Annotated in this window: 23 protein-coding genes; 15 read left to right on the forward strand and 8 right to left on the reverse strand. The window is 59.1% G+C overall.

Annotation, left to right across the window (positions count from 1 at the left end):
- Positions 1-46 precede the first annotated feature (46 nt).
- Complete coding sequence (locus tag ACR0IV_RS05965) at positions 47-598, forward strand: putative pterin-binding protein (RefSeq protein WP_480657404.1); 552 nt, start codon at positions 47-49, stop codon at positions 596-598.
- Here ACR0IV_RS05965 and ACR0IV_RS05970 read toward each other — a convergent pair.
- The gene (locus ACR0IV_RS05970) at positions 580-1,737 is read right to left on the reverse strand and encodes a deoxyguanosinetriphosphate triphosphohydrolase (RefSeq protein ID WP_480469545.1); all 1,158 of its coding nucleotides are present in this window, start codon (positions 1,735-1,737) and stop codon (positions 580-582) included. The two genes, ACR0IV_RS05965 and ACR0IV_RS05970, sit on opposite strands and share 19 nt — an antisense overlap.
- Positions 1,738-1,813: 76 nt before the next feature.
- Between ACR0IV_RS05970 and ACR0IV_RS05975 the strand changes: the two genes are divergently transcribed.
- Together ACR0IV_RS05975 and xth are read left to right on the forward strand one after the other, a co-directional pair.
- Complete coding sequence (locus tag ACR0IV_RS05975) at positions 1,814-2,137, forward strand: HesB/IscA family protein (RefSeq protein WP_480657403.1); 324 nt, start codon at positions 1,814-1,816, stop codon at positions 2,135-2,137.
- 99 nt (positions 2,138-2,236) lie between these two features.
- Positions 2,237-3,016, forward strand: a complete 780-nt coding sequence (gene xth / locus ACR0IV_RS05980; RefSeq protein WP_480657402.1) for an exodeoxyribonuclease III — start codon at positions 2,237-2,239, stop codon at positions 3,014-3,016.
- Between the two features lie 3 nt (positions 3,017-3,019).
- Here xth and ACR0IV_RS05985 read toward each other — a convergent pair whose 3' ends face one another.
- Together ACR0IV_RS05985 and dksA are read right to left on the reverse strand one after the other, a co-directional pair.
- Positions 3,020-4,171: an FAD-dependent oxidoreductase gene (locus ACR0IV_RS05985; protein ID WP_480657401.1), complete on the reverse strand. Its 1,152-nt coding sequence runs from the start codon at positions 4,169-4,171 to the stop codon at positions 3,020-3,022.
- Positions 4,172-4,242: 71 nt separating this feature from the next.
- The gene (dksA, locus tag ACR0IV_RS05990; protein ID WP_170432517.1) at positions 4,243-4,665 is read right to left on the reverse strand and encodes an RNA polymerase-binding protein DksA; all 423 of its coding nucleotides are present in this window, start codon (positions 4,663-4,665) and stop codon (positions 4,243-4,245) included.
- A 353-nt stretch (positions 4,666-5,018) separates the two neighbouring features.
- Between dksA and ACR0IV_RS05995 the strand changes: the two genes are divergently transcribed.
- The 7 genes from ACR0IV_RS05995 to ACR0IV_RS06025 all read left to right on the forward strand — a co-directional run bounded on the left by ACR0IV_RS05995 (position 5,019) and on the right by ACR0IV_RS06025 (position 11,839).
- Positions 5,019-5,864, forward strand: coding sequence for an AAA family ATPase (locus ACR0IV_RS05995; protein ID WP_480657400.1), 846 nt, complete (start codon positions 5,019-5,021; stop codon positions 5,862-5,864).
- 110 nt (positions 5,865-5,974) lie between these two features.
- Positions 5,975-6,424: an N-acetyltransferase family protein gene (locus tag ACR0IV_RS06000; RefSeq protein WP_480657399.1), complete on the forward strand. Its 450-nt coding sequence runs from the start codon at positions 5,975-5,977 to the stop codon at positions 6,422-6,424.
- The gene (locus ACR0IV_RS06005; RefSeq protein WP_480657398.1) at positions 6,421-7,785 is read left to right on the forward strand and encodes a DUF2927 domain-containing protein; all 1,365 of its coding nucleotides are present in this window, start codon (positions 6,421-6,423) and stop codon (positions 7,783-7,785) included. Before ACR0IV_RS06000 ends, ACR0IV_RS06005 begins: the two co-directional genes overlap by 4 nt.
- A 6-nt stretch (positions 7,786-7,791) precedes the next feature.
- Entirely contained in the window at positions 7,792-7,959 is a 168-nt protein-coding gene (locus tag ACR0IV_RS06010; protein ID WP_480469538.1) for a hypothetical protein, read from the forward strand.
- Positions 7,960-7,963: 4 nt separating this feature from the next.
- Positions 7,964-9,148 (forward strand): vWA domain-containing protein, encoded by a 1,185-nt coding sequence (locus ACR0IV_RS06015; RefSeq protein WP_480657397.1) that lies wholly within the window; start codon positions 7,964-7,966, stop codon positions 9,146-9,148.
- A 161-nt stretch (positions 9,149-9,309) separates the two neighbouring features.
- The gene (locus tag ACR0IV_RS06020) at positions 9,310-11,064 is read left to right on the forward strand and encodes a hypothetical protein (protein ID WP_480657396.1); all 1,755 of its coding nucleotides are present in this window, start codon (positions 9,310-9,312) and stop codon (positions 11,062-11,064) included.
- Between the two features lie 85 nt (positions 11,065-11,149).
- Positions 11,150-11,839 carry a M48 family metallopeptidase gene (locus ACR0IV_RS06025; RefSeq protein WP_480469535.1) on the forward strand — a complete coding sequence of 230 codons (690 nt, stop codon included), beginning with the start codon at positions 11,150-11,152 and terminating at the stop codon, positions 11,837-11,839.
- A 49-nt stretch (positions 11,840-11,888) separates the two neighbouring features.
- On the opposite strand, the gene ACR0IV_RS06030 is transcribed toward ACR0IV_RS06025, so the two are convergent.
- From ACR0IV_RS06030 to ACR0IV_RS06050, 5 genes are read right to left on the reverse strand one after another with little or no spacing between them, the layout of a single operon-like run.
- Positions 11,889-12,431 (reverse strand): RSP_2648 family PIN domain-containing protein, encoded by a 543-nt coding sequence (locus tag ACR0IV_RS06030; RefSeq protein WP_480657395.1) that lies wholly within the window; start codon positions 12,429-12,431, stop codon positions 11,889-11,891.
- Positions 12,428-13,630 carry an RSP_2647 family RNA methyltransferase gene (locus ACR0IV_RS06035; protein WP_480657394.1) on the reverse strand — a complete coding sequence of 401 codons (1,203 nt, stop codon included), beginning with the start codon at positions 13,628-13,630 and terminating at the stop codon, positions 12,428-12,430. The genes ACR0IV_RS06030 and ACR0IV_RS06035 overlap by 4 nt, the downstream gene beginning before the upstream one ends.
- Before the next feature lie 41 nt (positions 13,631-13,671).
- Complete coding sequence (locus tag ACR0IV_RS06040) at positions 13,672-13,944, reverse strand: hypothetical protein (RefSeq protein ID WP_480657393.1); 273 nt, start codon at positions 13,942-13,944, stop codon at positions 13,672-13,674.
- 2 nt (positions 13,945-13,946) lie between these two features.
- Entirely contained in the window at positions 13,947-16,718 is a 2,772-nt protein-coding gene (locus ACR0IV_RS06045; protein ID WP_480657392.1) for a [protein-PII] uridylyltransferase family protein, read from the reverse strand.
- Positions 16,715-17,104 carry a DUF4440 domain-containing protein gene (locus ACR0IV_RS06050; RefSeq protein WP_480657391.1) on the reverse strand — a complete coding sequence of 130 codons (390 nt, stop codon included), beginning with the start codon at positions 17,102-17,104 and terminating at the stop codon, positions 16,715-16,717. The genes ACR0IV_RS06045 and ACR0IV_RS06050 overlap by 4 nt, the downstream gene beginning before the upstream one ends.
- A gap of 145 nt (positions 17,105-17,249) precedes the next feature.
- On the opposite strand from ACR0IV_RS06050, the gene ACR0IV_RS06055 reads away from it, so the two are divergent.
- The 5 genes from ACR0IV_RS06055 to ACR0IV_RS06075 all read left to right on the forward strand — a co-directional run bounded on the left by ACR0IV_RS06055 (position 17,250) and on the right by ACR0IV_RS06075 (position 21,084).
- Positions 17,250-17,675 (forward strand): DUF2852 domain-containing protein, encoded by a 426-nt coding sequence (locus ACR0IV_RS06055; RefSeq protein ID WP_480657390.1) that lies wholly within the window; start codon positions 17,250-17,252, stop codon positions 17,673-17,675.
- Between the two features lie 63 nt (positions 17,676-17,738).
- Entirely contained in the window at positions 17,739-18,170 is a 432-nt protein-coding gene (locus ACR0IV_RS06060; protein WP_480469528.1) for an RDD family protein, read from the forward strand.
- Between the two features lie 75 nt (positions 18,171-18,245).
- Positions 18,246-19,070 (forward strand): arginyltransferase, encoded by an 825-nt coding sequence (locus tag ACR0IV_RS06065; protein WP_480657389.1) that lies wholly within the window; start codon positions 18,246-18,248, stop codon positions 19,068-19,070.
- Between the two features lie 5 nt (positions 19,071-19,075).
- Entirely contained in the window at positions 19,076-19,483 is a 408-nt protein-coding gene (locus ACR0IV_RS06070; RefSeq protein ID WP_480657388.1) for a VOC family protein, read from the forward strand.
- A 242-nt stretch (positions 19,484-19,725) separates the two neighbouring features.
- Positions 19,726-21,084, forward strand: a complete 1,359-nt coding sequence (locus ACR0IV_RS06075) for a dicarboxylate/amino acid:cation symporter (protein ID WP_480657387.1) — start codon at positions 19,726-19,728, stop codon at positions 21,082-21,084.
- The last annotated feature ends 31 nt before the right edge of the window (positions 21,085-21,115 follow it).

The following is a 21,115-nucleotide window of genomic DNA, read 5'->3' on the forward strand; positions in this document are numbered from 1 at the left end:
CGCGAACAGGGCTAAGGTCGAAAAAAAAGCTGACTGGAGCCCTTTGATGCGCCTCACCCTGCCCTTTGCCCTGTTGCTGACTACCGCCTTGCCCAGCTGGGCCGAAATGCCCTCGCCACAGGGCCATATATTGCTGACGCTTGGTGGCGCCGTCACCGAAACCAACCTGCCCCCACGAGGTGAAGATGTCGGCGGACTGCTCGGCTACCTCGAAGTTACACATACTGGCGCCTCAGGCTTTGATGCGGCGATGCTGGACGGGCTGGAGCAGATCGAGATCACCATCCCCTACGGCCCCCCAGACAACCAGCGTGATTATACCTTCTCAGGGCCTCTGCTGTCTGACGTGATGGCGATGGCCGGGGCCGAGGGCAAATCTGCCCTACCCATGGCGCTGGACGGCTACCAGGCGGAAATCCCATGGCAAAGCATCGAAACGCACCGACCCATCGTGGCCACCCATGCAGATGGTGCGCCCATGGGCATCGGCGGTTACGGCCCTACCATGATCGTTTTCCCGGCTACGGATGACGCGGAATTGGCCCAAACGCAGGCCAGCCAGCAGGTCTGGGCCATCGCCTATATCGCGATCGAGTGATCTCCGGTCAGTCGGGCATGATCCTGCAGCGCAAACCTGTCGGTCATGCCCGCGATGTAATCTGAAACGATCCGGGCCAAAGCAGTTTCATCGGTTGCCGCCTCGATATCGCGATGCCAATGTCGCGGCATTTGCTTCGGATCGTTCAGATAGATCGGGAACAATTCCTCAACCACTTTGCTCACCTTGGCGCGCACTTGCATCACGCTGGGTGCGCGGTACATACGCGAAAAGAGGAATGCCCGGATCTGCTTGAGCTGCATCCACAGCGCATCCGAGAATTGAATGACCGGATAACCCAGATGTCTGATCTCTTCGACCGTCTGTGCCCCCGAAGCCGAGATCAGCCCGCGCGACGTGTCGATCACGTCCGAGACCATCACACCAAAGACCCGCCGCAATGCCTCGTGCCTGCGGCGGTAAGCGTCCAGATCTGGATATTTAGCATCCACATCAGCGAAACAGGCATCGATTATGGGAAGCTGCTGGATATCCTCATCGCTGAACAGTCCCGCGCGCAACCCATCAAACAGATCGTGATTGTTGTAAGCTATATCATCTGAAAGCGCGGCCACCTGCGCCTCAGCACTCGCATGTGTATGGAGTTCGAGATCAAAGCCCTGATTGCATTCAGCCAAAGCCCAGGGCAACTCGCCAACCACAGGTCCATTGTGCTTGGCGATACCTTCCAAACACTCCCAAGTCAGGTTGCACCCGTCGAACTCGGCATAGTGACGCTCAAGCTTGGTCACGATCCGAATGGCCTGAGCGTTATGATCGAAGCCGCCATACGGCGCCATCAGCGCATGAAGCGCATCCTCGCCTGTATGCCCGAACGGTGTATGACCCAGATCATGCGCCAGTGCCACAGCCTCTGTCAGTTCCGGGTTCAAGCCCAGCGCACCAGCAATGGTCCGCGCGACTTGCGCCACTTCAATCGAGTGGGTCAAGCGTGTGCGGTAGCTGTCTCCCTCATGTTCCACAAATACTTGTGTCTTATGCTTGAGGCGCCGAAACGCGCTGGCATGAATGATCCGGTCGCGGTCGCGCTGAAAGCACGACCGAAAGCTGCTCTCTTCCTCCGGCACAAGCCGCCCCCTTGCGCGGCCCGGATCCGAGGCAAAACCCGCTCTTTCCAAAGGTCTTGTCCTTGTCGCCTGTCTTCAGGTTTCATATATTGTACTGCGCTGAGGAAATAAACCTTTGGAGACCGGCATGAATCTGCCCCCAACCGTCACAGATCGCGCCTTCGATCGCCTGGCCGAAATCGGCGCTGCAGATCAGGGCCAAGCCCTGCGCGTCGCGGTTGAAGGTGGCGGATGTTCCGGTTTTCAATATGAAATCGCACTGGACACTCCGAAAGACGACGACCTGATCCTCGAAGGCAAGGGCCAGAAAGTCATCGTCGACGCGATCTCACTGCCGTTTCTGGAAAACGCGGTGATAGATTTCACCCAGGAACTGATCGGTGCACGGTTTGTGATCGAAAACCCGAACGCCACCTCGTCCTGCGGCTGTGGCACATCATTTTCGATGTAAGCTCGCGCGAGGGGCTGGCCCCTCGCTTCCCACCGTCTCGACTTGCCGTTCGCCCGGTTCTGCGCGATAGGTTGCCATAAGGCTGTCGGAGGATCGCGCATGAAAATCGCCACGTTCAACATCAATGGCATCAAGGCGCGGGCTGAGGCTCTGCCCCGTTGGCTGGATGACGCGCAACCGGATATCGTACTCTTGCAAGAGATCAAATCGGTGGACGAGAACTTCCCGCGCGAAATGTTCGAAGAGCGCGGTTATAATGTCGAAACCCACGGACAGAAGAGTTTCAATGGTGTTGCGATCCTATCTAAGTTCCCGCTTGAAGATGTGACGCGAGGCTTGCCGGGCGACGACGAGGACGAACAAGCGCGTTGGATTGAGGCGACGGTGGTGGGTAATCGGGCCCTTAGAATTTGTGGCCTCTATCTGCCAAACGGGAACCCGGTTCCGGGCCCTAAATACGATTATAAGCTTGCGTGGATGCAGCGGCTATACGACCGGGCGCGCGCGCTTCTTGCCTCGGAAGAGCCCGCTTTGATGGCCGGTGACTACAACATAATTCCGCAAGCGGAGGATGCCAAAAGGCCCGAGGCCTGGCGTGAGGACGCTCTGTTTCGACCTGAAAGCCGTGCGGCGTTTCGGAAAATCCTAAATCTTGGTTTCACAGAGGCATTTCGTGCCCGAACTCAAGGGCCGGGTCACTATTCGTTCTGGGACTATCAGGCTGGCGCCTGGAACCGGAATGACGGTATTCGGATCGACCATTTCCTGCTGACACCGCAAGCGGCTGATCTGATGCGCGACTGCCAGATAGATGCCGAAGTGCGTGGGCATGAAAAGCCGTCAGATCACGTACCGGTCTGGGTCGACCTCGACCTCTGACGGTCACGCCGTCGCGTCGTAGGCGTAGATCCAATCATATTTACGTGACAGCCTCGGGCCAATCACCGAGAGCGCCGCTTGCGCCGCCAGACGCATCGGGCCGCGCAAATGGAAATTGCGTGCATTCGCATTTGCGGCGGCCACCACCTGTCTGGCCCGTGGTCGGCGCTTAGCCTCATAGGCGGACAAAGCCTGCGCCACGCCGGATTGTTCCTCAAACGCGCGGATCAGAACCCACGCGTCTTCCAGCGCCAAACAAGCACCTTGCGCCATGAACGGAAGGGTTGGGTGCGCAGCATCGCCGAGCAATGCCAGACGACCATTCTGCCAGCTTCGGGCAACTGGGCGCAGGAACAGCGCCCATAGATGCACCTCATCCACCTGGTTCAACAGATCGCGAACCGGCCCTCCGAAATCGGCAAACCGCGTGCGCAGGTCGTCCGGATCACCCTCACGTCGCCAGCCTTCCTCGCGCCAATCCGAACGTTCTTCGATAGCGACGATATTCATCAGGCTCTGATCCCGCAGCGGATAACTGACCACGTGACGGCCAGGGCCCATCGTCAGCGAGGCGCGTGGGGTCTCGGTGCGTTCGGAACAGGGCACGGTCGCGCGCCATGCGATTTGATGGGTAAACTCCGGTGTCTCGGGGCCATTTAACAACGGGCGGATCACGCTGCGGCCACCATCGGCGACGATGGCGCATTCGGCGCGCAGCCTTTCGCCCGAGGCCAGAACAACCTCGGCCTCTCCGGGATGTTTGCGGACCTCGGTAACGCGCGTACCCAGACGGATGTTTACCCCTGCCCGCTCAGCCGCCTTGTGCAGAAGGTCCAGGAGATCGGCCCGGTGATAATAATAGGTAGCCCCCGCCGCAGGCCCGGCAACCCGACTAATCACACGCCCTTTGCGATAATCCCGCAGCACCGTCCCCGCCGAGCGTTGTCCGGCCTCAGGCACGTCGCCGACCACACCCAGAGCATGCAGAACCACCATGCCGTTCGCGCTGATCTGCAGGCCTGCCCCAACCTCGGTAAGTTCAGGAGCCTGTTCGAACACCGTCACTTGCGCACCGCGCTGACGCAGCGCCAGAGCCGCGGCCAGCCCGCCGATGCCACCACCGATGACGCAGAAATTCAGACCCTTGATATTCATGCCTCCGCCATAACGCAAAAACGCCGGAGTGGAAGACCCCGGCGTTTGATGTTTCTGTCTATTTCCAGCGATCAATCGTCGCGGTGAACCTTTTCGCGGCGCTCGTGACGCTCTTGTGCCTCAAGCGTCATGGTCGCAATCGGACGCGCATCCAGACGTTTGAGCGAGATCGGATCACCGGTTTTCTCGCAATACCCGTATTCCCCCTCATCGATCCGACGCAGGGCCGAGTCGATCTTGGCGACCAGCTTGCGCTGACGATCCCGGGTGCGCAGTTCCAGCGCACGATCGGTTTCTTCGCTGGCGCGGTCGGCGACATCCGGAATGTTGCGGGTATTGTCCTGCAGCCCTTCGATCGTATCGCGGCTACCTGCCAAAAGCTCGTTTTTCCAATCCAGCAGCTTGCGACGAAAATACTCAAGCTGACGATCATTCATGAAAGGCTCATCTTCGGCCGGACGGTAATCCTCCGGCAGAAAAACTTCCTGCTTCATTGTTGCTCCCTCGGTATGGGCTGAAACGTCGGTAGCGGTTGTATCACCTGACATTCGGCACCCCCTTCTGCGGAGCGTGTATCCGACCACGTCAGGAATGTCACTATGCAAACGTGTTACCCGACGCGCCGTCGCTCCGGCATGTCTAAATATGAGACCACTAACAACAAAAGCTAAATTCTTTGTGGAAGGAACCGGGCAATTTCCGGGCAGGTTCAACCGCAAGCTTAATGAAGCATCGACGAATCACTTCAAAGCCCGGATCGCAGCGTCGCGACGCTGCGATCCGGGTTGTCAAAAATGTCGCCTCTCTGTAACCCGGATTGAATATTGCTCCACTACATGAGGGTCACATGACCGCACGCTTCCAAGGCACCGCCGAATACGTCGCCACCGACGACCTGAATATTGCCGTGAACGCTGCCGTGACGCTGGAGCGCCCGCTGCTGGTCAAGGGCGAACCCGGCACTGGCAAGACCGAGCTGGCCAAGCAGGTGGCAGGCGCGCTTGGGCTGACGATGATCGAATGGAACGTGAAATCCACAACCCGCGCGCAGCAGGGTCTGTATGAATATGATGCGGTCAGCCGCCTGCGCGACAGCCAGTTGGGTGAAGAGCGTGTGCACGATGTCTCGAACTACATCCGCAAGGGCAAGCTCTGGCAGGCGTTTGAAGCTGATGAAAAGGTCGTCCTGCTGATCGATGAGATCGACAAGGCCGATATCGAATTCCCCAACGACCTGCTGCAGGAACTCGATAAGATGGAGTTCCATGTCTACGAGACCGGCGAGACGATCAGGGCCAGGAACCGCCCTATCGTGATCATCACCTCGAACAACGAAAAGGAACTGCCCGACGCCTTCCTGCGTCGCTGTTTCTTCCACTACATCCGTTTCCCGGATGAGGCCACCATGCGCCGCATTGTCGAGGTACATCACCCCGGCATTAAGGATGCGCTGCTGACCACAGCCCTGACGCAGTTCTACGAGATCCGCGAGACGCAAGGGCTGAAGAAAAAGCCTTCGACTTCGGAGGTGTTGGATTGGCTCAAGCTGCTGCTGGCCGAGGATCTGACGGCAGAAGACCTCAAGCGTGATGGGGCCAATGCCCTGCCCAAACTGCATGGCGCACTTCTGAAGAACGAACAGGACGTGCATCTGTTCGAACGCCTTGCATTTATGGCGCGCAGCAAACGCTGAACACATGAACATCCGGTGATCACGGCTTGCCTTCCGCGGGGCCGGATGTCAGCATTGCAACAACCAAAGCCCGGCATGTAAACGGGCCCCGCAGAGCAGGAAATCCGAAAATGTCGACCGTCCCCATCATCCGCCCTTTGCGCCCCGACGACCGGGCGGCGTGGGCCGAGATGTGGCGCGACTATCTGGCATTCTATGAGTCCGAGGTCTCGGAGGAGGTCTATGACACCACCTTCACTCGCCTCTTAGGTGATGATCCGCAAGACTTTTCCTGCTTTGTGGCCGAGCTGGACGGCAGGCTGGTGGGGCTGACCCACTATCTGTTTCACCGCCATGCCTGGAAGGTCGAACGCGTCTGCTATCTGCAGGACCTCTATGCCCGCCCCGAGGCGCGCGGCACCGGTGTAGGGCGTGCGCTGATTCAGGCGGTTTATGACGAAGCTGACCGGCAACAAGCGCCGAACGTCTATTGGCTGACGCAGGAATTCAATCACACCGCGCGCCAGCTTTACGACCGCATCGGCAAATTAACGCCGTTTCTGAAGTATCAACGACCATGAAGCGTCTGGGTGCAGCCCTCCTGCTGGCGGCTCTCTCCGCCTGTACCTCGGTCGACCGGATCGAGCTGCCGACGCGCATCAAGGTGATCGAGGAGGCGTTGCCCCCGTCCAAGACGTTTGGCACCGCCCGCCCCGGCGCGCCTGCCCGGTCCAACAAGAACATCGCGGCGGATTTCCTATCGCTGCATTTCGCTCTGGAAAGCGGTGCTGAACTGCCGGTCTTCACCCGGTTCGAAGGCCCAATCACCGTGCGACTGACCGGAACGCCTCCGCCTTCGATGCAGACCGACCTCAGCCGCCTGCTGACCCGGCTGCAGCGTGAGGCGCGGATCGACATCCGCCAGATCCCGGAAGGTCAGGCGAGCATCACCATCGAAGCAGTCAGTCAAAAGCAAATCCGTCGTATCCTGCCGCAAGCGGCATGTTTCGTGGTGCCCAATGCCTCAAGCCTGGAAGAATACCGCCGTGATCGACGCAAAAGCAAAAGCAACTGGACCGAGTTGCGCAGCCGCGAGCGGATCGGGATCTTCATCCCCTATGACGCCAGCCCGCAGGAAGTTCGCGACTGCCTGCATGAAGAGCTGGCCCAGGCGCTCGGTCCGCTGAACGATCTATATCGCCTGCCGGATTCGGTGTTCAACGACGACAATTTCCACACCGTGTTAACCGGGTTCGACATGCTGATCTTGCGCACGGCCTATGCGCCCGAACTGCAAAGCGGCATGACCCAGGAACAGGTTGCGGCAGTCCTGCCCGGCGTACTCAGCCGACTGAACCCGCGCGGCGACCGGATTGCCCCGCAACCTGTGACCGAGACGCCTCGCGCCTGGATCAACGCCGTACAACGTGCTTTGGGATCCGGCTCAGGCTCGGCCAAGCGGGTCAAAGCCGCAGAAGAAGCCGCCCGGATCGGCAAGCAGCAAGGCTGGACCGATCACCGCCGTGCCTACCCGCATTATCTGCTGGGCCGCATGGGGCAGTTCGATGATCCAGATGCGGCGCAACTGCAATATGCGCTGGCTCTGAAGTATCTCGACGCCACCCCCGGGACCGAAGTGCAGCGGGCGCATGTGACTGCGCAGACCACTGCCTTCGCACTGGCGCAAGGCCAAGGTGAAGACGCGCTGCCTGAATTAAACGATGCCATCAAGGTCATGACAAAGGCCGAAAATGCGGCCTTGCTTGCCACTTTGCTGTTACTAAAGTCCGAGGCCCTGCGACAGTCGGGACAAATCGATCAGGCACGCACCGTCAGACTGGACAGCATTGGGTGGGCGCGCTACGGCTTCGGCTCGGATTTGGTGGTGCGCTCGGTGTCGGAAGGTCTTGCACAGGCGTCCACCGCAAACACGGGTGGATAACTGCAGATGGTAGTGGTTCTGGGCATGGCGATTCTGGGCGCGATTTTGGGTGCCCGGGCCGCGCGCAAACGCAACGGCAGCGGCGCGGATATGGCGCAATATGCCGCCGGTTACGGCATCGCTTTTGCCCTGCTGGGTCTGATCATCTCATTGATTCTGGTTCGCATGGTCTAGACCTATGTTCCTGCCCTTCTTCGAAAACCTCCGCAAAGCTGGCATTCCCGTATCCCTGCGCGAATACCTGACCTTTCTGGAAGGCATGAAGAAAGGGCTGGCGACCTATGACGTCGAAGCGTTCTACTACCTCGCCCGCGTGTCGATGGTGAAGGACGAACGCAATATCGACAAGTTCGACCGCGCCTTTGCGGCCAGTTTCGAGGGCCTGAACGAGATCAGCTTTGATCAGGTCCTAGAAGCCGTCGATATTCCGGCGGATTGGCTGGCAAAGATGGCCGAAAAGCACCTCAGCGCCGAAGAAAAGGCAGAGATTGAGGCGCTCGGCGGGTTCGACAAGCTGATGGAGACGTTGCGCGAGCGGCTGAAAGAGCAGCAAGGCCGTCACCAAGGTGGCAACAAATGGATCGGCACCGCCGGAACCTCGCCCTTTGGTGCCTATGGTTACAACCCCGAAGGCGTGCGCATCGGCCAGAAGGAAAGCCGCCACCAGCGCGCTGTGAAGGTTTGGGACAAACGCGAGTTTCGCAATCTCGATGATACGGTCGAGCTGGGCACCCGCAACATCAAGGTTGCTCTGAAACGCCTGCGGCGTTGGGCGCGCGAAGGTGCTGCCGAAGAACTGGACCTGGACGGCACCATCCGCGCCACGGCCGAACACGGTTATCTCGACGTCAAAACCCGCCCTGAGCGTCACAACGCCGTCAAAGTGCTGCTGTTTCTGGACGTCGGCGGTTCGATGGACCCGCATATCAAGGTGGTCGAAGAACTGTTCTCCGCCGCCCGGACCGAGTTCAAGCATCTGGAATATTACTACTTCCACAACTGCCTTTACGAAGGCGTCTGGCGCGACAACCGCCGCCGCTGGGACCAGCAGACACCGACACATGAGGTTCTGCGCACCTATGGCCCGGATTACAAATGCATCTTTGTCGGCGACGCCTCAATGAGCCCCTATGAGATCGCCTATCCCGGCGGTGCCAATGAGCACTGGAACCAGGAAGCCGGTCAGGTCTGGCTGCAGCGCGCACGCGAGCAGTGGACGTCGAACCTCTGGATCAATCCGGTGCCCGAGAAGTATTGGGAGTACACCCATTCGGTCAGCATGATCCGGGAGATTTTCGAGGATCGCATGGTGCCCATGACGCTGGCCGGGCTGGAACAGGGCATGCGAGAACTGACACGTTAAGCCTTGCTGGACGCCGAATTGGCCCGATATCAGAAACAATCGATTCATATTCTGGTAATCCACGTCCCACAATGCTCGCATCAGAGACAATCGTTGTAAAATTCTCTGCCCCACGCGAATTCGTGATATAAAAAGAAAATGGTTGAGGCTGGGGGGCTGAGATGACCAATTCTAAACTGCTCAAGATTCTGACTTCCGTATTGACCATTACCGCGTTGGTTCTTGCATCTGGCGCTGTCGCCACTTTCGCACTGGCACCAGACGCTGCTTATGCGAAGAGTGACAAAAGCAACGGGAACGGCAAGGGACGCGGCGGCAAGGGTAACTCTGGAAAAGGCAATAAAGGCGGAGACAAAGGGAAATCCGGCAAAGGTCAGGGCGCCAAAAGCGCTGGGAAAGATACTGGTAAGGCTAAATCCAGAACCATACGCTCGAACAAGGCATTTGGCTTTGGCAAGAAGCATAAGAAGCAGAAAACCAAGCCCCAACGGTCAGCCAAAAACAAAGGCCAGAACGGCAAGGTTCAAAAAACCACGCTCGCCGGGCTGGGGCGAGAATTCAAACGCGATGTCGAGCAACTCTTTGGCAAACGCGTGCGAGCGAAATCCACATCGGGCGCGAACCGTACAAAAAAAACTCACCGCAAGGCGTCCGTTGCTCCGGTCGAGTATTCTCCTCGTCCGGTTGCGCGTACGGATTATCAGTCTAAGCCCCATAATGGGAAGAGATCCGACAAACGTCAGTATCGCGATCCACTTGTTGCAGCGATCACCGATCCCTATGGCTCGGACAAGCTGCGAAACCTGAATGCGTCCAAGGCGGCGGCCCCGGCGTTCCGCAACGCCTCACCCAATAGCAATGTGGGCAAGATCGCAACCTATCAGGCCGCGGCGGAAACCTACTATAATCTGCGCGGAGACCTCTATGAGGCACGCCGCGAACTGCGTGACCTGAACGAGAGCTATGATGGCCGAAGCAGCGAAGACATCGCTGATGATATCGACGCACTTGATCCCACAGACCCGAATTACGATGACGACCTCAGCGCATTTGAGGACGAACTACGCGATGCAGAAGCCTATGAGGAGGCGCGTGACGATCTGCGGGCAGATGTGAGGGATCTGAGATACGAAACCCGCGATGCTCTGCAGGATGCAGAAACCGCGTTCTTTGACGCGTCGAAAGGGCGGACGTTGACTAACGGAACGCTGGAAGAGTTCCATGGATATCTCGATCTGCCGCAGCCGGGTTATCGGCACAAGGACGGGGCGACGATCCAGCCGGTGCCGTACGATCCCGGTAACTACGACTATTCGGTCGAAAAGAATATCTACGAAGAAACTGATTACCGGCTGCACTATGGCAATCGATATTCCGATCGAAAGAAGGGCCGCTACCGCTATTACCGTGATCCGCTTGTTGCAGCGATCACCGACCCCTATGGCTCGGACAAGCTACGAAACCTGAATGCGTCCAAGGCGGCGACCCCAGCGTTCCGCAACGCCTCACCCAATAGCAATGTGGGCAAGATCGCGACCTATCAGGCCGCGGCGGAAACCTACTATAATCTGCGCGGAGACCTCTATGAGGCACGCCGCGAACTGCGTGACCTGAACGAGAGCTATGATGGCCGAAGCAGTGAAGACATCGCTGATGATATCGACGCACTTGATCCCACAGACCCGAATTACGATGACGACCTCAGCGCATTTGAGGACGAACTACGCGATGCGGAAGCCTATGAGGAGGCGCGTGACGATCTGCGGGCGGATGTGAGGGATTTGAGAACGGACACCTTGGTTGCAGAGAAAGAGGCTGAACATGCGTTTTTCGAGGCTTCAAAGGGCGCGGTTTTGACCAAGCAGTCTCTCTCCGAGTTTCACTCGAACCTTCAGTTGCCATCGCCTAGCCGGTAGCATTGGACTGCGTAACACCCTCTAATCGGGGTTAAGTTGGGAATAGCGGCTTGCCTCTATAAGGCGGGCCGCCCATATCTAAGCCATGCTTCGCCTCACCCCGATCCTGCTGGCCATTGCCTATGCCGTTGCGATGTACCGGATTTCCGTCTGGCGCACCCATCGTGAACTGGATGCCAAGTCAACCGAATTGGCAGATCCTGCGCTCAAGCGCATGACAGACAGATTGGCAGCCGCGTTGGAGATTGATCGGGTGCCCGTCTATATTTACGAGATCGATCCGGTGAACGGGCTGGCCGCACCGGACGGGCGTATTTTCATCACGCGCGGGTTCTATCGCAAGTTTCGCAATGGTGAAGTCTCGGCCGAAGAGATGGCCAGTGTGATCGCGCATGAGCTGGGGCATGTGGCTTTGGGGCATGCACGGCGGCGGATGATCGATTTTTCCGGCCAGAACGCGATGCGGGCGGCGCTGATGATGTTGCTGAACCGGTTCATTCCCTTCATCGGCGCGTGGATTGCGAATATGCTGACGCACCTACTGGCCTCGCGCCTGTCGCGTGGGGATGAGTATGAGGCGGATGAGTATGCCGCTGCCTTGCTAACTAAGGCTGGGATCGGGATCGGGCCGCAGAAATCGCTGTTTCACAAGCTTGAGGAACTGACGGAGCAGCGCGCCGGCGTGGTTCCGGCCTGGTTGATGAGCCATCCTAAGACGGATGAACGGATCGCAGCGCTAGAGGTGCTTGAGCAGCGTTGGAGATCGGGTCGATAAGTTCGGATGCGAGGGTCCAGCTCCGCCATCAGATGAAGAAAGACCCCCGTCAGATTGTGAGGGCTTTGCCGAGGCGCGGGAGACGGGCTTTTTTCATCAAGGCGCGCAGGGTCCATTGATCGCCAGAAAGACGATTGGCCTCGGCCAGAACAGCGGCTGCGATGGCGGCGATGCCCTCTGGATCTTCCAACCAAAAACTGTGGAGCAGCCCGTCGGGATCGCGACGATTGAGACCTTCTTCCGCCAGCAGATGTTTGGGAAAGTCCTTTGCATTCACGGTAACAATGACATCGGCGGAACTGTCGACGGCGGTTGCGAGAACGTGGATATCGGCGGCATCCGGCAGCCAGAGGCGTTTTTCCAATCCTGACGCTGCAGGATGTTCGGCCTTGGGCCATTGTGATTGGGTCAAGGCAATTTCAGCACGGGCCTGTGTTTCGCCCATTGGTCCGATCTTGCGGGCGGCACGCGCCCATTCTTCGAGGATTCGCGCGGACCAGATCGGCTGGAAATGGCCGAGCTTAGCGGCGCCCAACAGCATCTCTCGCATCACCGTAGGATAGATGACGCATGTGTCGAGAACGGCTTTCATAGGCGGTAGAACACGGCCTTGAGGTAACCGCTTTCGGCCAGTTGCGGCAGTTGAGGGTGGTCCGGTCCGGCAAAGCCCGTGTGGATCAGCTGTGCTTGCCGCCCTGCCCGACCGATGCCGCGTGAGGAGGCATCGCGGAAACGACCGAGGTCCGCTGCGTGGGAACAAGAGCACAGGCCCAAATAGCCCTCAGATTTCACCAGCGGCGCAGCAAGTCGCGCGATCCGTTCATAGGCGCGCAAACCAGCGTCAAGCGCCTGTTTCGAAGGTGCAAAGGCCGGTGGATCGCAGATCACCACATCGAACGTCGCGCCTTCCTCGCCCAGTTGCGTCAGAACATCGAACGCATCACCTTGGCGGGTGCTGAAACGGTCAGAGACACCTGCAGCCTCGGCCCCTTGTTCCGCCAGCGCCAGAGCGGCGGCAGAACCATCGACCGCGAGTGCTTGGGCAGCACCGCCCGCCAGCATGGCCAGACCAAAGCCGCCGACATGGCTGAACACGTCCAGCACCTGCGCCTCAGGATGCACCAGGCGGGCTGCAAAGGCGTGGTTGGGACGTTGATCGTAGAACAGGCCCGTTTTCTGACCCCCGGTCAGATCGGCCATGTAGGTCGCGCCGTTCATGGGAACCGGAAGTGGTGCTTCGGGGGCTGCTCCACGCAGGGTCTGGTTTATGTCGTCGAGTCCCTCCAGCCCTCGGGTGCGGCCGGTTGCGTTCTTCAGTACCGTGGTTACCCCGGTCACCGAGACCAGCGCATCCGTCAGGGCTTCGAGATGCGCTTCGGCCCAGGCAGCGTTGGGCTGGATGACGCAAGCGTCCCCGAACCGGTCGACAATCACGCCGGGAAAGCCGTCGGCTTCAGCGTGGATCAAGCGATAGTATGGCGCGTCAAACAGGCGTTTGCGCATCTCCAGCGCACGACGCAGCCGGGTTTCGAACCAATCTGTGTTCAGTTGGGCGTCAATGTCGCGATCCAGCACCCGGCACATGATTTTCGACTCTGGATTGACGGCGACCAGCGCAATGGGCTGCCGCTTGTCGTCTTCCAGCACCGCCAACGCTCCGGCAGCGATCTTGCGAGTGCGCCGGTCGGTCACGATGTCGTTAGCGTAGACCCATGGAAATCCATGGCGCAACCCACGCGCGTTGGCTTTGGGTTTCAGGCGAATACGGGGACGGTCGGATGAGGCGGTCATGGCGCCCTCATAGCTCTGAAGCGGCTGAGGTGAAAGCCCTCTTAGCGGTTCCGGCTGCGCCAGCCGCCACGCCGCTTCGGGGCCTGCGCCGATTGCAACCCTTCGGCCAGAACCTGCGTCATCGGATGATCGCCCGCTTGTGCGACATAGAGCGTATGCAGCGAGGTTAACGCCTCTTTCTGATCCCGGTCTTCCGGTAGGCTGAGCGCCCAATCAAGGAAGATGCTGCGGCACTCGGGCAAGGTGATGCCGTCGATGCGATAGGCTTCGCGGATCAGCCCCTTGTGATCATTCGGATCATCACTGCGCGCCATCTTTACCCTCCCTCAACCACATCGCCGATCAACGCGGCGGCGGTGACGTAACTGTCCTGCAACGCAGTCTGCAGCTCTTCGACCCGATCGAAACCGGTAGCCCGGCAGAGGAATGCCGTGCCGCCCTCTCCGATCGTGTCCGCCTCGATGGCTTTGCCCGAAAGCAGACGCGCCGCGCATTGTACGGACCAGCATAGGGCGTAACAGTCCTTCAGCGTTTGTGCCTGCGCGACCTCCAGCAGCCCGGCAGCGACCGCGCCATCCAGCCCGGACTGTACGTCGCGTTTTGTCATGCCGGACAATAAGGCTCCACTCTGGGACAGCAATTCAATATCCATCATCCGCCCGGGACCGTTCTTGGCATCCCAGACACCCGCCGGGGCTTTGGCGGCCGCCAGACGGGTGCGCATTTCAGCGACCTCGTTCAGAACCTTGGCTCGGTCGCGCGGGCGAGCGAGAAATTCGGTGCGGAAGCTTTCGATGTCCTCGGCCAGCCCGGCATCTCCGGCCACCACATGCGCTCGGGTCAGGGCGAGGTGTTCCCATACCCAGGCCTCGTTCTGCTGATAGTTGGTGAAACTGCTCCAACTGGTGGCGACAGGCCCCTGATTGCCCGAAGGGCGCAGGCGCATGTCCACCTCGTAAAGTCGCCCCTGCGACATCGGGGCCGACAGCGCGGTGATCAGGGCCTGCGTGAAGCGCGCGTAATAGGTGCGCGTGGCCAGAGGGCGCGGACCGTCCGACATCTCTTGATCCAGCGGGTCATAGATGACGATCATATCCAGATCAGATTGCGAATTGATCCGCCCGGCCCCGAGCGAGCCCATGCCCAGCACCGCCGCCCCGCGCCCGGGTGCTGGCCCATGTTTTTTGGCGAATTGGATTTCGACGCAAGGCAGAACCGATGCGATGACGGCCTGCGCCAGTTCCGCGTATTGCTGCCCCGCTTGCGCCCCGTCTATGAGCCCGCGCAGATGGTGAACGCCGATGCGGAAATGCCATTCCTTACACCAGCGCCGGGCGAGATCGAGCTGGGTTTCGTAATCATCTTCCGCAGACAAAGCCTGCGCCAGATCGGATTGCAACACCGCCTGCCCCGGCCAATCGCTGAAAAAGCTACCTCCGATGACCGCATCAAACACGGCAGCATTGCGCGACAGATGCGTGGCCAGAGCGTGTGAGGTGCCGACGATGTCGACGAGCAGATCGATCAGCTGCGGATTCGCCTCGAACAGCGAAAACAACTGCACCCCGGCGGGGAGGCCCGCCAGAAAGCCATCCAGCGCCAGCAGGGCCTCGTCGGGTTTCGCAGTTTTGGCGAGACGCGACAGGAGTTCTGGTCGCAAACGTTCGAAAATGCGCGCGCCGCGCTGCGAGCGCAGTGCCGGATAGGTGGTCCAGCGGGCAAGCACGCCCTTGTCGAATTCAACCTCTTGCGTGGCCGCAGGGCGCGGGCTGGCACCGGGAGCAAAGAAGCCTTCGGTCAGTTCATGCACCTCGGTCAGGCGGCGGGTCAGATCGGCGCGCAGTTCGGCACTGCTGAGGCCCATCAGGCAGGCCACCCGTTCGATACCGTCTTCGGATTGCGGCACCTTGTGGGTCTGGGCGTCATGTACCATCTGGATGCGATGCTCGACCTCGCGATGAGCGCGGTAGTGATCGGTCAGTTTTTCAGCCACGTCCTCGGGCACCCAACCCTTTGCGGCCAGCGCCGCCAGCCCCGGCACCGTACCGCGCACCCTTAGATCGGGATCCCGGCCTCCAGCAATCAATTGTCGTGTCTGGGTGAAGAACTCAATCTCGCGAATGCCACCCTGCCCCAGTTTCATATCATGGCCGGGGATGGAAAGGCTGCCGCCCGTTCCCTTGTTCTCACGAATGCGCAATCGCATGTCATGGGCGTCTTGAATGGCGGCGAAATCCAGATGGCGTCGCCACACAAACGGGCGCAGCGCCTCAAGAAAACGCTCACCCGCTGCAATGTCGCCGGCGCAAGCGCGCGCCTTGATATAGGCTGCGCGCTCCCATGTCCGCCCGAGGCTCTCGTAGTAGCGCTCGGCCGCTTCCATCGCCAGACAGACCGGCGTCACCGCCGGATCGGGGCGCAGACGCAGATCGGTACGAAAGACATAACCATCTGCTGTCTTATCACTGAGCGTGGCACAGAAATTGCGTGTGGCCCGGACCATGCCGTGCCGGGCGTCATAAAAGTCATCCGGGTCAAAACGCGTTTCATCGAACAGAACGATCAGGTCGATATCCGAGCTGTAGTTCAGCTCATGTGCGCCCATCTTGCCCATCGCCAGAATGACCATCCCGGCAGCTGTCTCGACATCTTCTTCGGTCATGCCGGGCAACTTGCCACGCCGGACCAGAGCAGCGATCTCCGCCTTGGCAGCCACATCTGCGGCCAGCGCGCCGAAATCCGTCAGAGCGCCTGTCACCTTCTCAAGCGGCCATGCCCCCGCCAGATCGGCCAGTGCAGTCAGAAGCGCCAGCCGCCGCTTGGCCAATCGCAGGCCGGGCTTCAACTGATCCGCTGGCAGCGCACGCGCGGCGGCCATCACGTCCGCCAAAGCCTTATCCGGGTCCTGCAACGCTCCGGGCAACCAGTCCCTTTCGCGATCAATCAGCCCTTTCAGATAGGGGCTAGACCCCGCCGTGCCCGTGATCAACTCACCCTGTTCGGTGTTCAGATCCGCCAGTGCGGCGCGGGTTTCCGCCCCAAGCGCGGCATCAAAGGCGCGCGGGACTCTGTTGATGGCAAGGCTCATATGCGTTCCAACGGCGTGTCCTGACTGAAGCTGTTGATCCAGTTGTCATGCCGCCGCTCCCACAGCGAGGATATCAGCATCGCCTCGGCCTGTGGCGCGCCCGGACGCGTGTAATCCGCGCGATAGCTCAAAAGAACGATGTCTGACGTCAGAATCCGCAGCTTGGCCTCGGACAACTCATAGGTCGCCATCGTGGGCGCATCAGCGAACTGGCCCACATGATCATCCCGGTTGGCAAAGCCGCTCGGATAGACTCCCAGAAAATCCGGGCTCAACAGTGCCCGGTCAGCCTGGGCGTTGCCATCAACCAACGCCGCCCAGACCTGCTTTTCCAGCGAAAGGATCTGATCTAGCGTCGGAGCGGGTTTGTTTTCAATATCTTGCATGATCAGAAATTGCGCCTGTTCCGCCACGGCGTCAACCGTCGAAAACGGCCATGTAAATCTTTTTCACATTACCCCTTGCATACGCCATTCACCCCTCCCATCTAGGAAATGTGAAGAGCATTTACATCCTGAGTGGAGAGACCTAATGACCGCATTGTCCGAACACGCCGTTCCTGCAAACCCGGGTTGGCTGCACCGCGCCGAGGCCTGGCTTGACAGCAAGGGCAAAGGGGCCTGGATCGCCGCAATGGTCCTTGGCTTTATCTTCTTCTGGCCTATCGGCCTAGCCTTTCTGGCTTATATGATCTGGAGCAAACGCATGTTCAGCAAATCCTGCAGCCGCCGTTCGTCGTGGAACAGTCACATGAGCGCCATGAAACCTTCGGGCAACAGCGCCTTTGACGCCTACAAGGCGGACACTCTGGCCCGGCTAGAGCGTGAGCAGAAAGATTTTGAATCCTTCCTGCGCCGCCTGCGCGACGCCAAGGACAAGGCCGAGTTCGATCAGTTCATGGACGAACGTGCCCGCGACAATCGCGATGATGCGGAACCCGGCGAACAACCCGCCTGATCCTGACTTGCCCTGCCCCGACCTTCGGGACAGGGTGCTTTTGACTAACAACCGGACCAAGACATGACTCACCTGCCCGATCCCGACAGCCAGCCGGAATTCTACCAATCCGTCGCAACCAAGCGTTTCTTCGCATGGCTGTTCGATATCGCCTTCATCTCGCTGTTGTGTACCGTCGCTATCCTGCTGACCTTTGGCATGGGCTTTTTCATCCTCGCTCTGATTTACGCCGTCATCAGCTTCATCTATCGCGTGGTGACCATCGCAAACGGATCGGCCACCTTGGGCATGCGCTTCATGGGGATTGAGCTACGCGACGCCTTTGGCGCCCGCATGGATACCGGCAAGGCCATCGCGCACACGGCGGGGTATTTCGTCAGCATGGCGATCCCAGTGCTGCAAATCATCTCGGTCATCATGATGATGACAAGCGCACGCTGTCAGGGGCTTACGGACGCGTTCCTAGGCACCGTCATGATCAACCAGCGGGCCTGAAAAACAACTCTGTGAGTCTCTTGGCGGCGCCGGGAACCGTTGCTATCATCCGTCCCGAGGAAATGCGGGACCTTCATGCGACACACGCTGCCAATAGCGCCACAGTTCTATGTGACCGCCCCCCAGCCCTGCCCTTATCTTGAGGGCAGGATGGAACGCAAACTGTTCACCGCCCTTCAGGGGGAAGGCGCGGATCAGTTGAACAATTGCCTGTCGCAACAAGGATTTAGGCGCTCGCAGAACGTGCTCTACCGCCCCTCTTGTACCGACTGTTCCGCCTGCCTGTCAGCCCGGATCGACGTGTCAGCCTTCCGCCCCAGCAAAAGCCAGAAACGCGCCGGCAAGCGAAACGGCTACCTGAAACGGCGCGCCACTTCACCCTGGGCAACGGATGAACAGTTCGACCTGTTCCGCCGCTACCTCGACGCCCGCCACGCGGATGGCGGCATGGCCGATATGGACGTGTTCGAATTTGCCGCGATGATCGAAGAAACCCCGATCCGCAGCCGCGTTGTCGAATATGCCGACCCCAAAACCGATGAGTTGATCGCGGTCAGCCTGACTGATGTCCTCGAGGACGGGCTGAGCATGGTCTACTCGTTCTACGATCCCCAGTTTCAGCAGAACTCGCTGGGCACATACATGATCCTCGATCATATCGAGATCGCACGCGAGGCTGGGCTGCCCTATGTCTATCTGGGCTACTGGGTGCCCGGCAGCCCCAAGATGGGATACAAGGCCAAATTCGCAGGCTTGCAAGCCTATATTCAGGGTGAATGGCGGTTGATCAAAAGCCCCAATGAATATGCGCAGGCGGCGCATCACCCTCTGTCCTCGGCCCCGATTGCCGAGCAGGTGGCGAATATCCAATTGCCCGACCGACATCCGACCAAAGGCTGACCGGCGTGCGGCAGAGCCTTCATGCGATCACTTTGGTAGTGCCGGATTATGACGCTGCGATTGCGTTCTACACTGGGGTTCTGAATTTTGCACTGACGCAGGATATCGATCTGGGCGACGACAAACGCTGGGTCTGTGTGACACCACCAGGGTCTGCTGGCGCGTCATTGCTGTTGGCAAAGGCGGTCGATGCAGACCAGGCGGCGTCGATCGGGAACCAGACCGGAGGGCGCGTTGGTTTCTTCCTCGAAACTGACGATTTCTACAGGGACCACGCAGCCATGCTTGAGGCTGGCGTTGGCTTTGAGGAAGTGCCACGGCATGAACCCTATGGAATTGTCGCGGTCTGGCGTGATCCATTTGGAAATCGATGGGACCTCATCGAGTTTTCAGAACCTTCCCTTCTTGATTAAATCTATACTTTTCAGATCTCTAGACACCATCAACAGCAAGCTGCCTAATCATGCGGCAATTTGGAACACCCTGCGTAATTTTTAGGCAGTTGAAAATTGACCTAGGGTCACCAAGTTAACCGAACTTCTTGATGCTCAGTCCAGTTCTGACGCCTGCAGCAAACTATCTGCTGTCAGGGCTGGTTTTTTTATTACTGCAACAGACTTCCCACTCTGTTGCAGAGGTTTTGAAGGAGGGGAAAATGGTAAACGCCATGCGCCGACTGGTCTCGGCCAATCTGACGACCCAGATCCTGATCGCCCTGGCCCTTGGGTCGGTTTTTGGGCTGGTTTTGAATTATTTGGATATCTCGGCCCTGAACACCACGTTGGTGGACGGAGCGCTGTCGATGCTCGGCCAGATGTTTTTGAACGCCCTGCAGATGCTGGTTGTCCCGCTCGTCGTGTTCTCGTTGCTTTGCGGAGTGGTCGGGATCGGGGACGTCAAGCTTTTGGGTCGCGTGGGCGGCATGACGTTTGTCACCTATCTGGCAACCACCGCACTGGCCGTAACCACTGCGTTGATATTCGCCAGTCTGATCGGCCCCGGCAAAGGCTTCGAAAGCCTGTATCTGGCCGGAGACGGCGTGACAGTAGCCAACCCGCAGACCACGTGGGAGATTCTGGCGAACATAATCCCCAAGAACCCGATAAACGCGCTGGCCAATGGCGAGATGCTGCAGATCATCTTTTACGTGATGGTGGTTGGCATTGCGGTTCTGATGATGGGCAGTCGTGCCAAAGCTTTTGTCGAAGGCTGTGAATTCATGAATGAATTGGCGATGAAAATCGTCAAGATCGTCATGGCCTTTGCTCCTGTCGGTGTATTCAGCCTGATCGCCAAGACCTTTGCGATGGAGGGCTTTGGCCTGTTCGGCCCGGTAATCGGCTATCTGACCACGATCAGCCTGACGCTGGTGTTCCATCTCTGTGTCACGTTGATGGCCCTGCTCTATTTCACAACGGGGCTCAACCCGCGCACCTTCCTGCGCAAGATGCGCTCGGCCCAGGTGTTTGCGTTTTCGACTTCAAGCTCGAACGCGACGATCCCGGCCAGCCTGCAATGCGTGACACAGCGCATCGGCGTGGATCGCTCTGTCGCTTCATTCGGCATCCCTCTGGGGGCGACGATCAACATGGATGGCACCGCGATCATGCATGGCGTGGCCACCGTGTTCCTTGCCAACGCCTATGGCATGGATCTGGGGCTGAGCGGCTATCTGACCGTGATCTCGATCTCGGTCCTGGCCTCAATCGGTACCGCAGGTGTGCCGGGCGTGGGAATCGTGATGCTGGCGATGGTTCTGAACCAGTTGGGCATGCCGCTGGAGGGTATCGGGATCATTCTGGCCGTCGACCGTATCCTCGACATGATGCGGACAGTTGTGAATATTACCGGCGATGCGGTTGTGACCACCATTGTCGGGCAAAAGGTCGGCAAGCTGGACAAGACCGTGTTCGACAACCCAAAGGCCGGGACGTTCGATACCGCCGATCTCGGGATCGACCACAATGTCGAACAGGAATTTGCCAGGCTGACACATCCTCAGCCACAAACCTGACACGAAAAAAGGAGGCCCCGCGGGGCCTCCT

The sequence above is a fragment of the Ruegeria sp. C2 genome, from assembly GCF_056537765.1.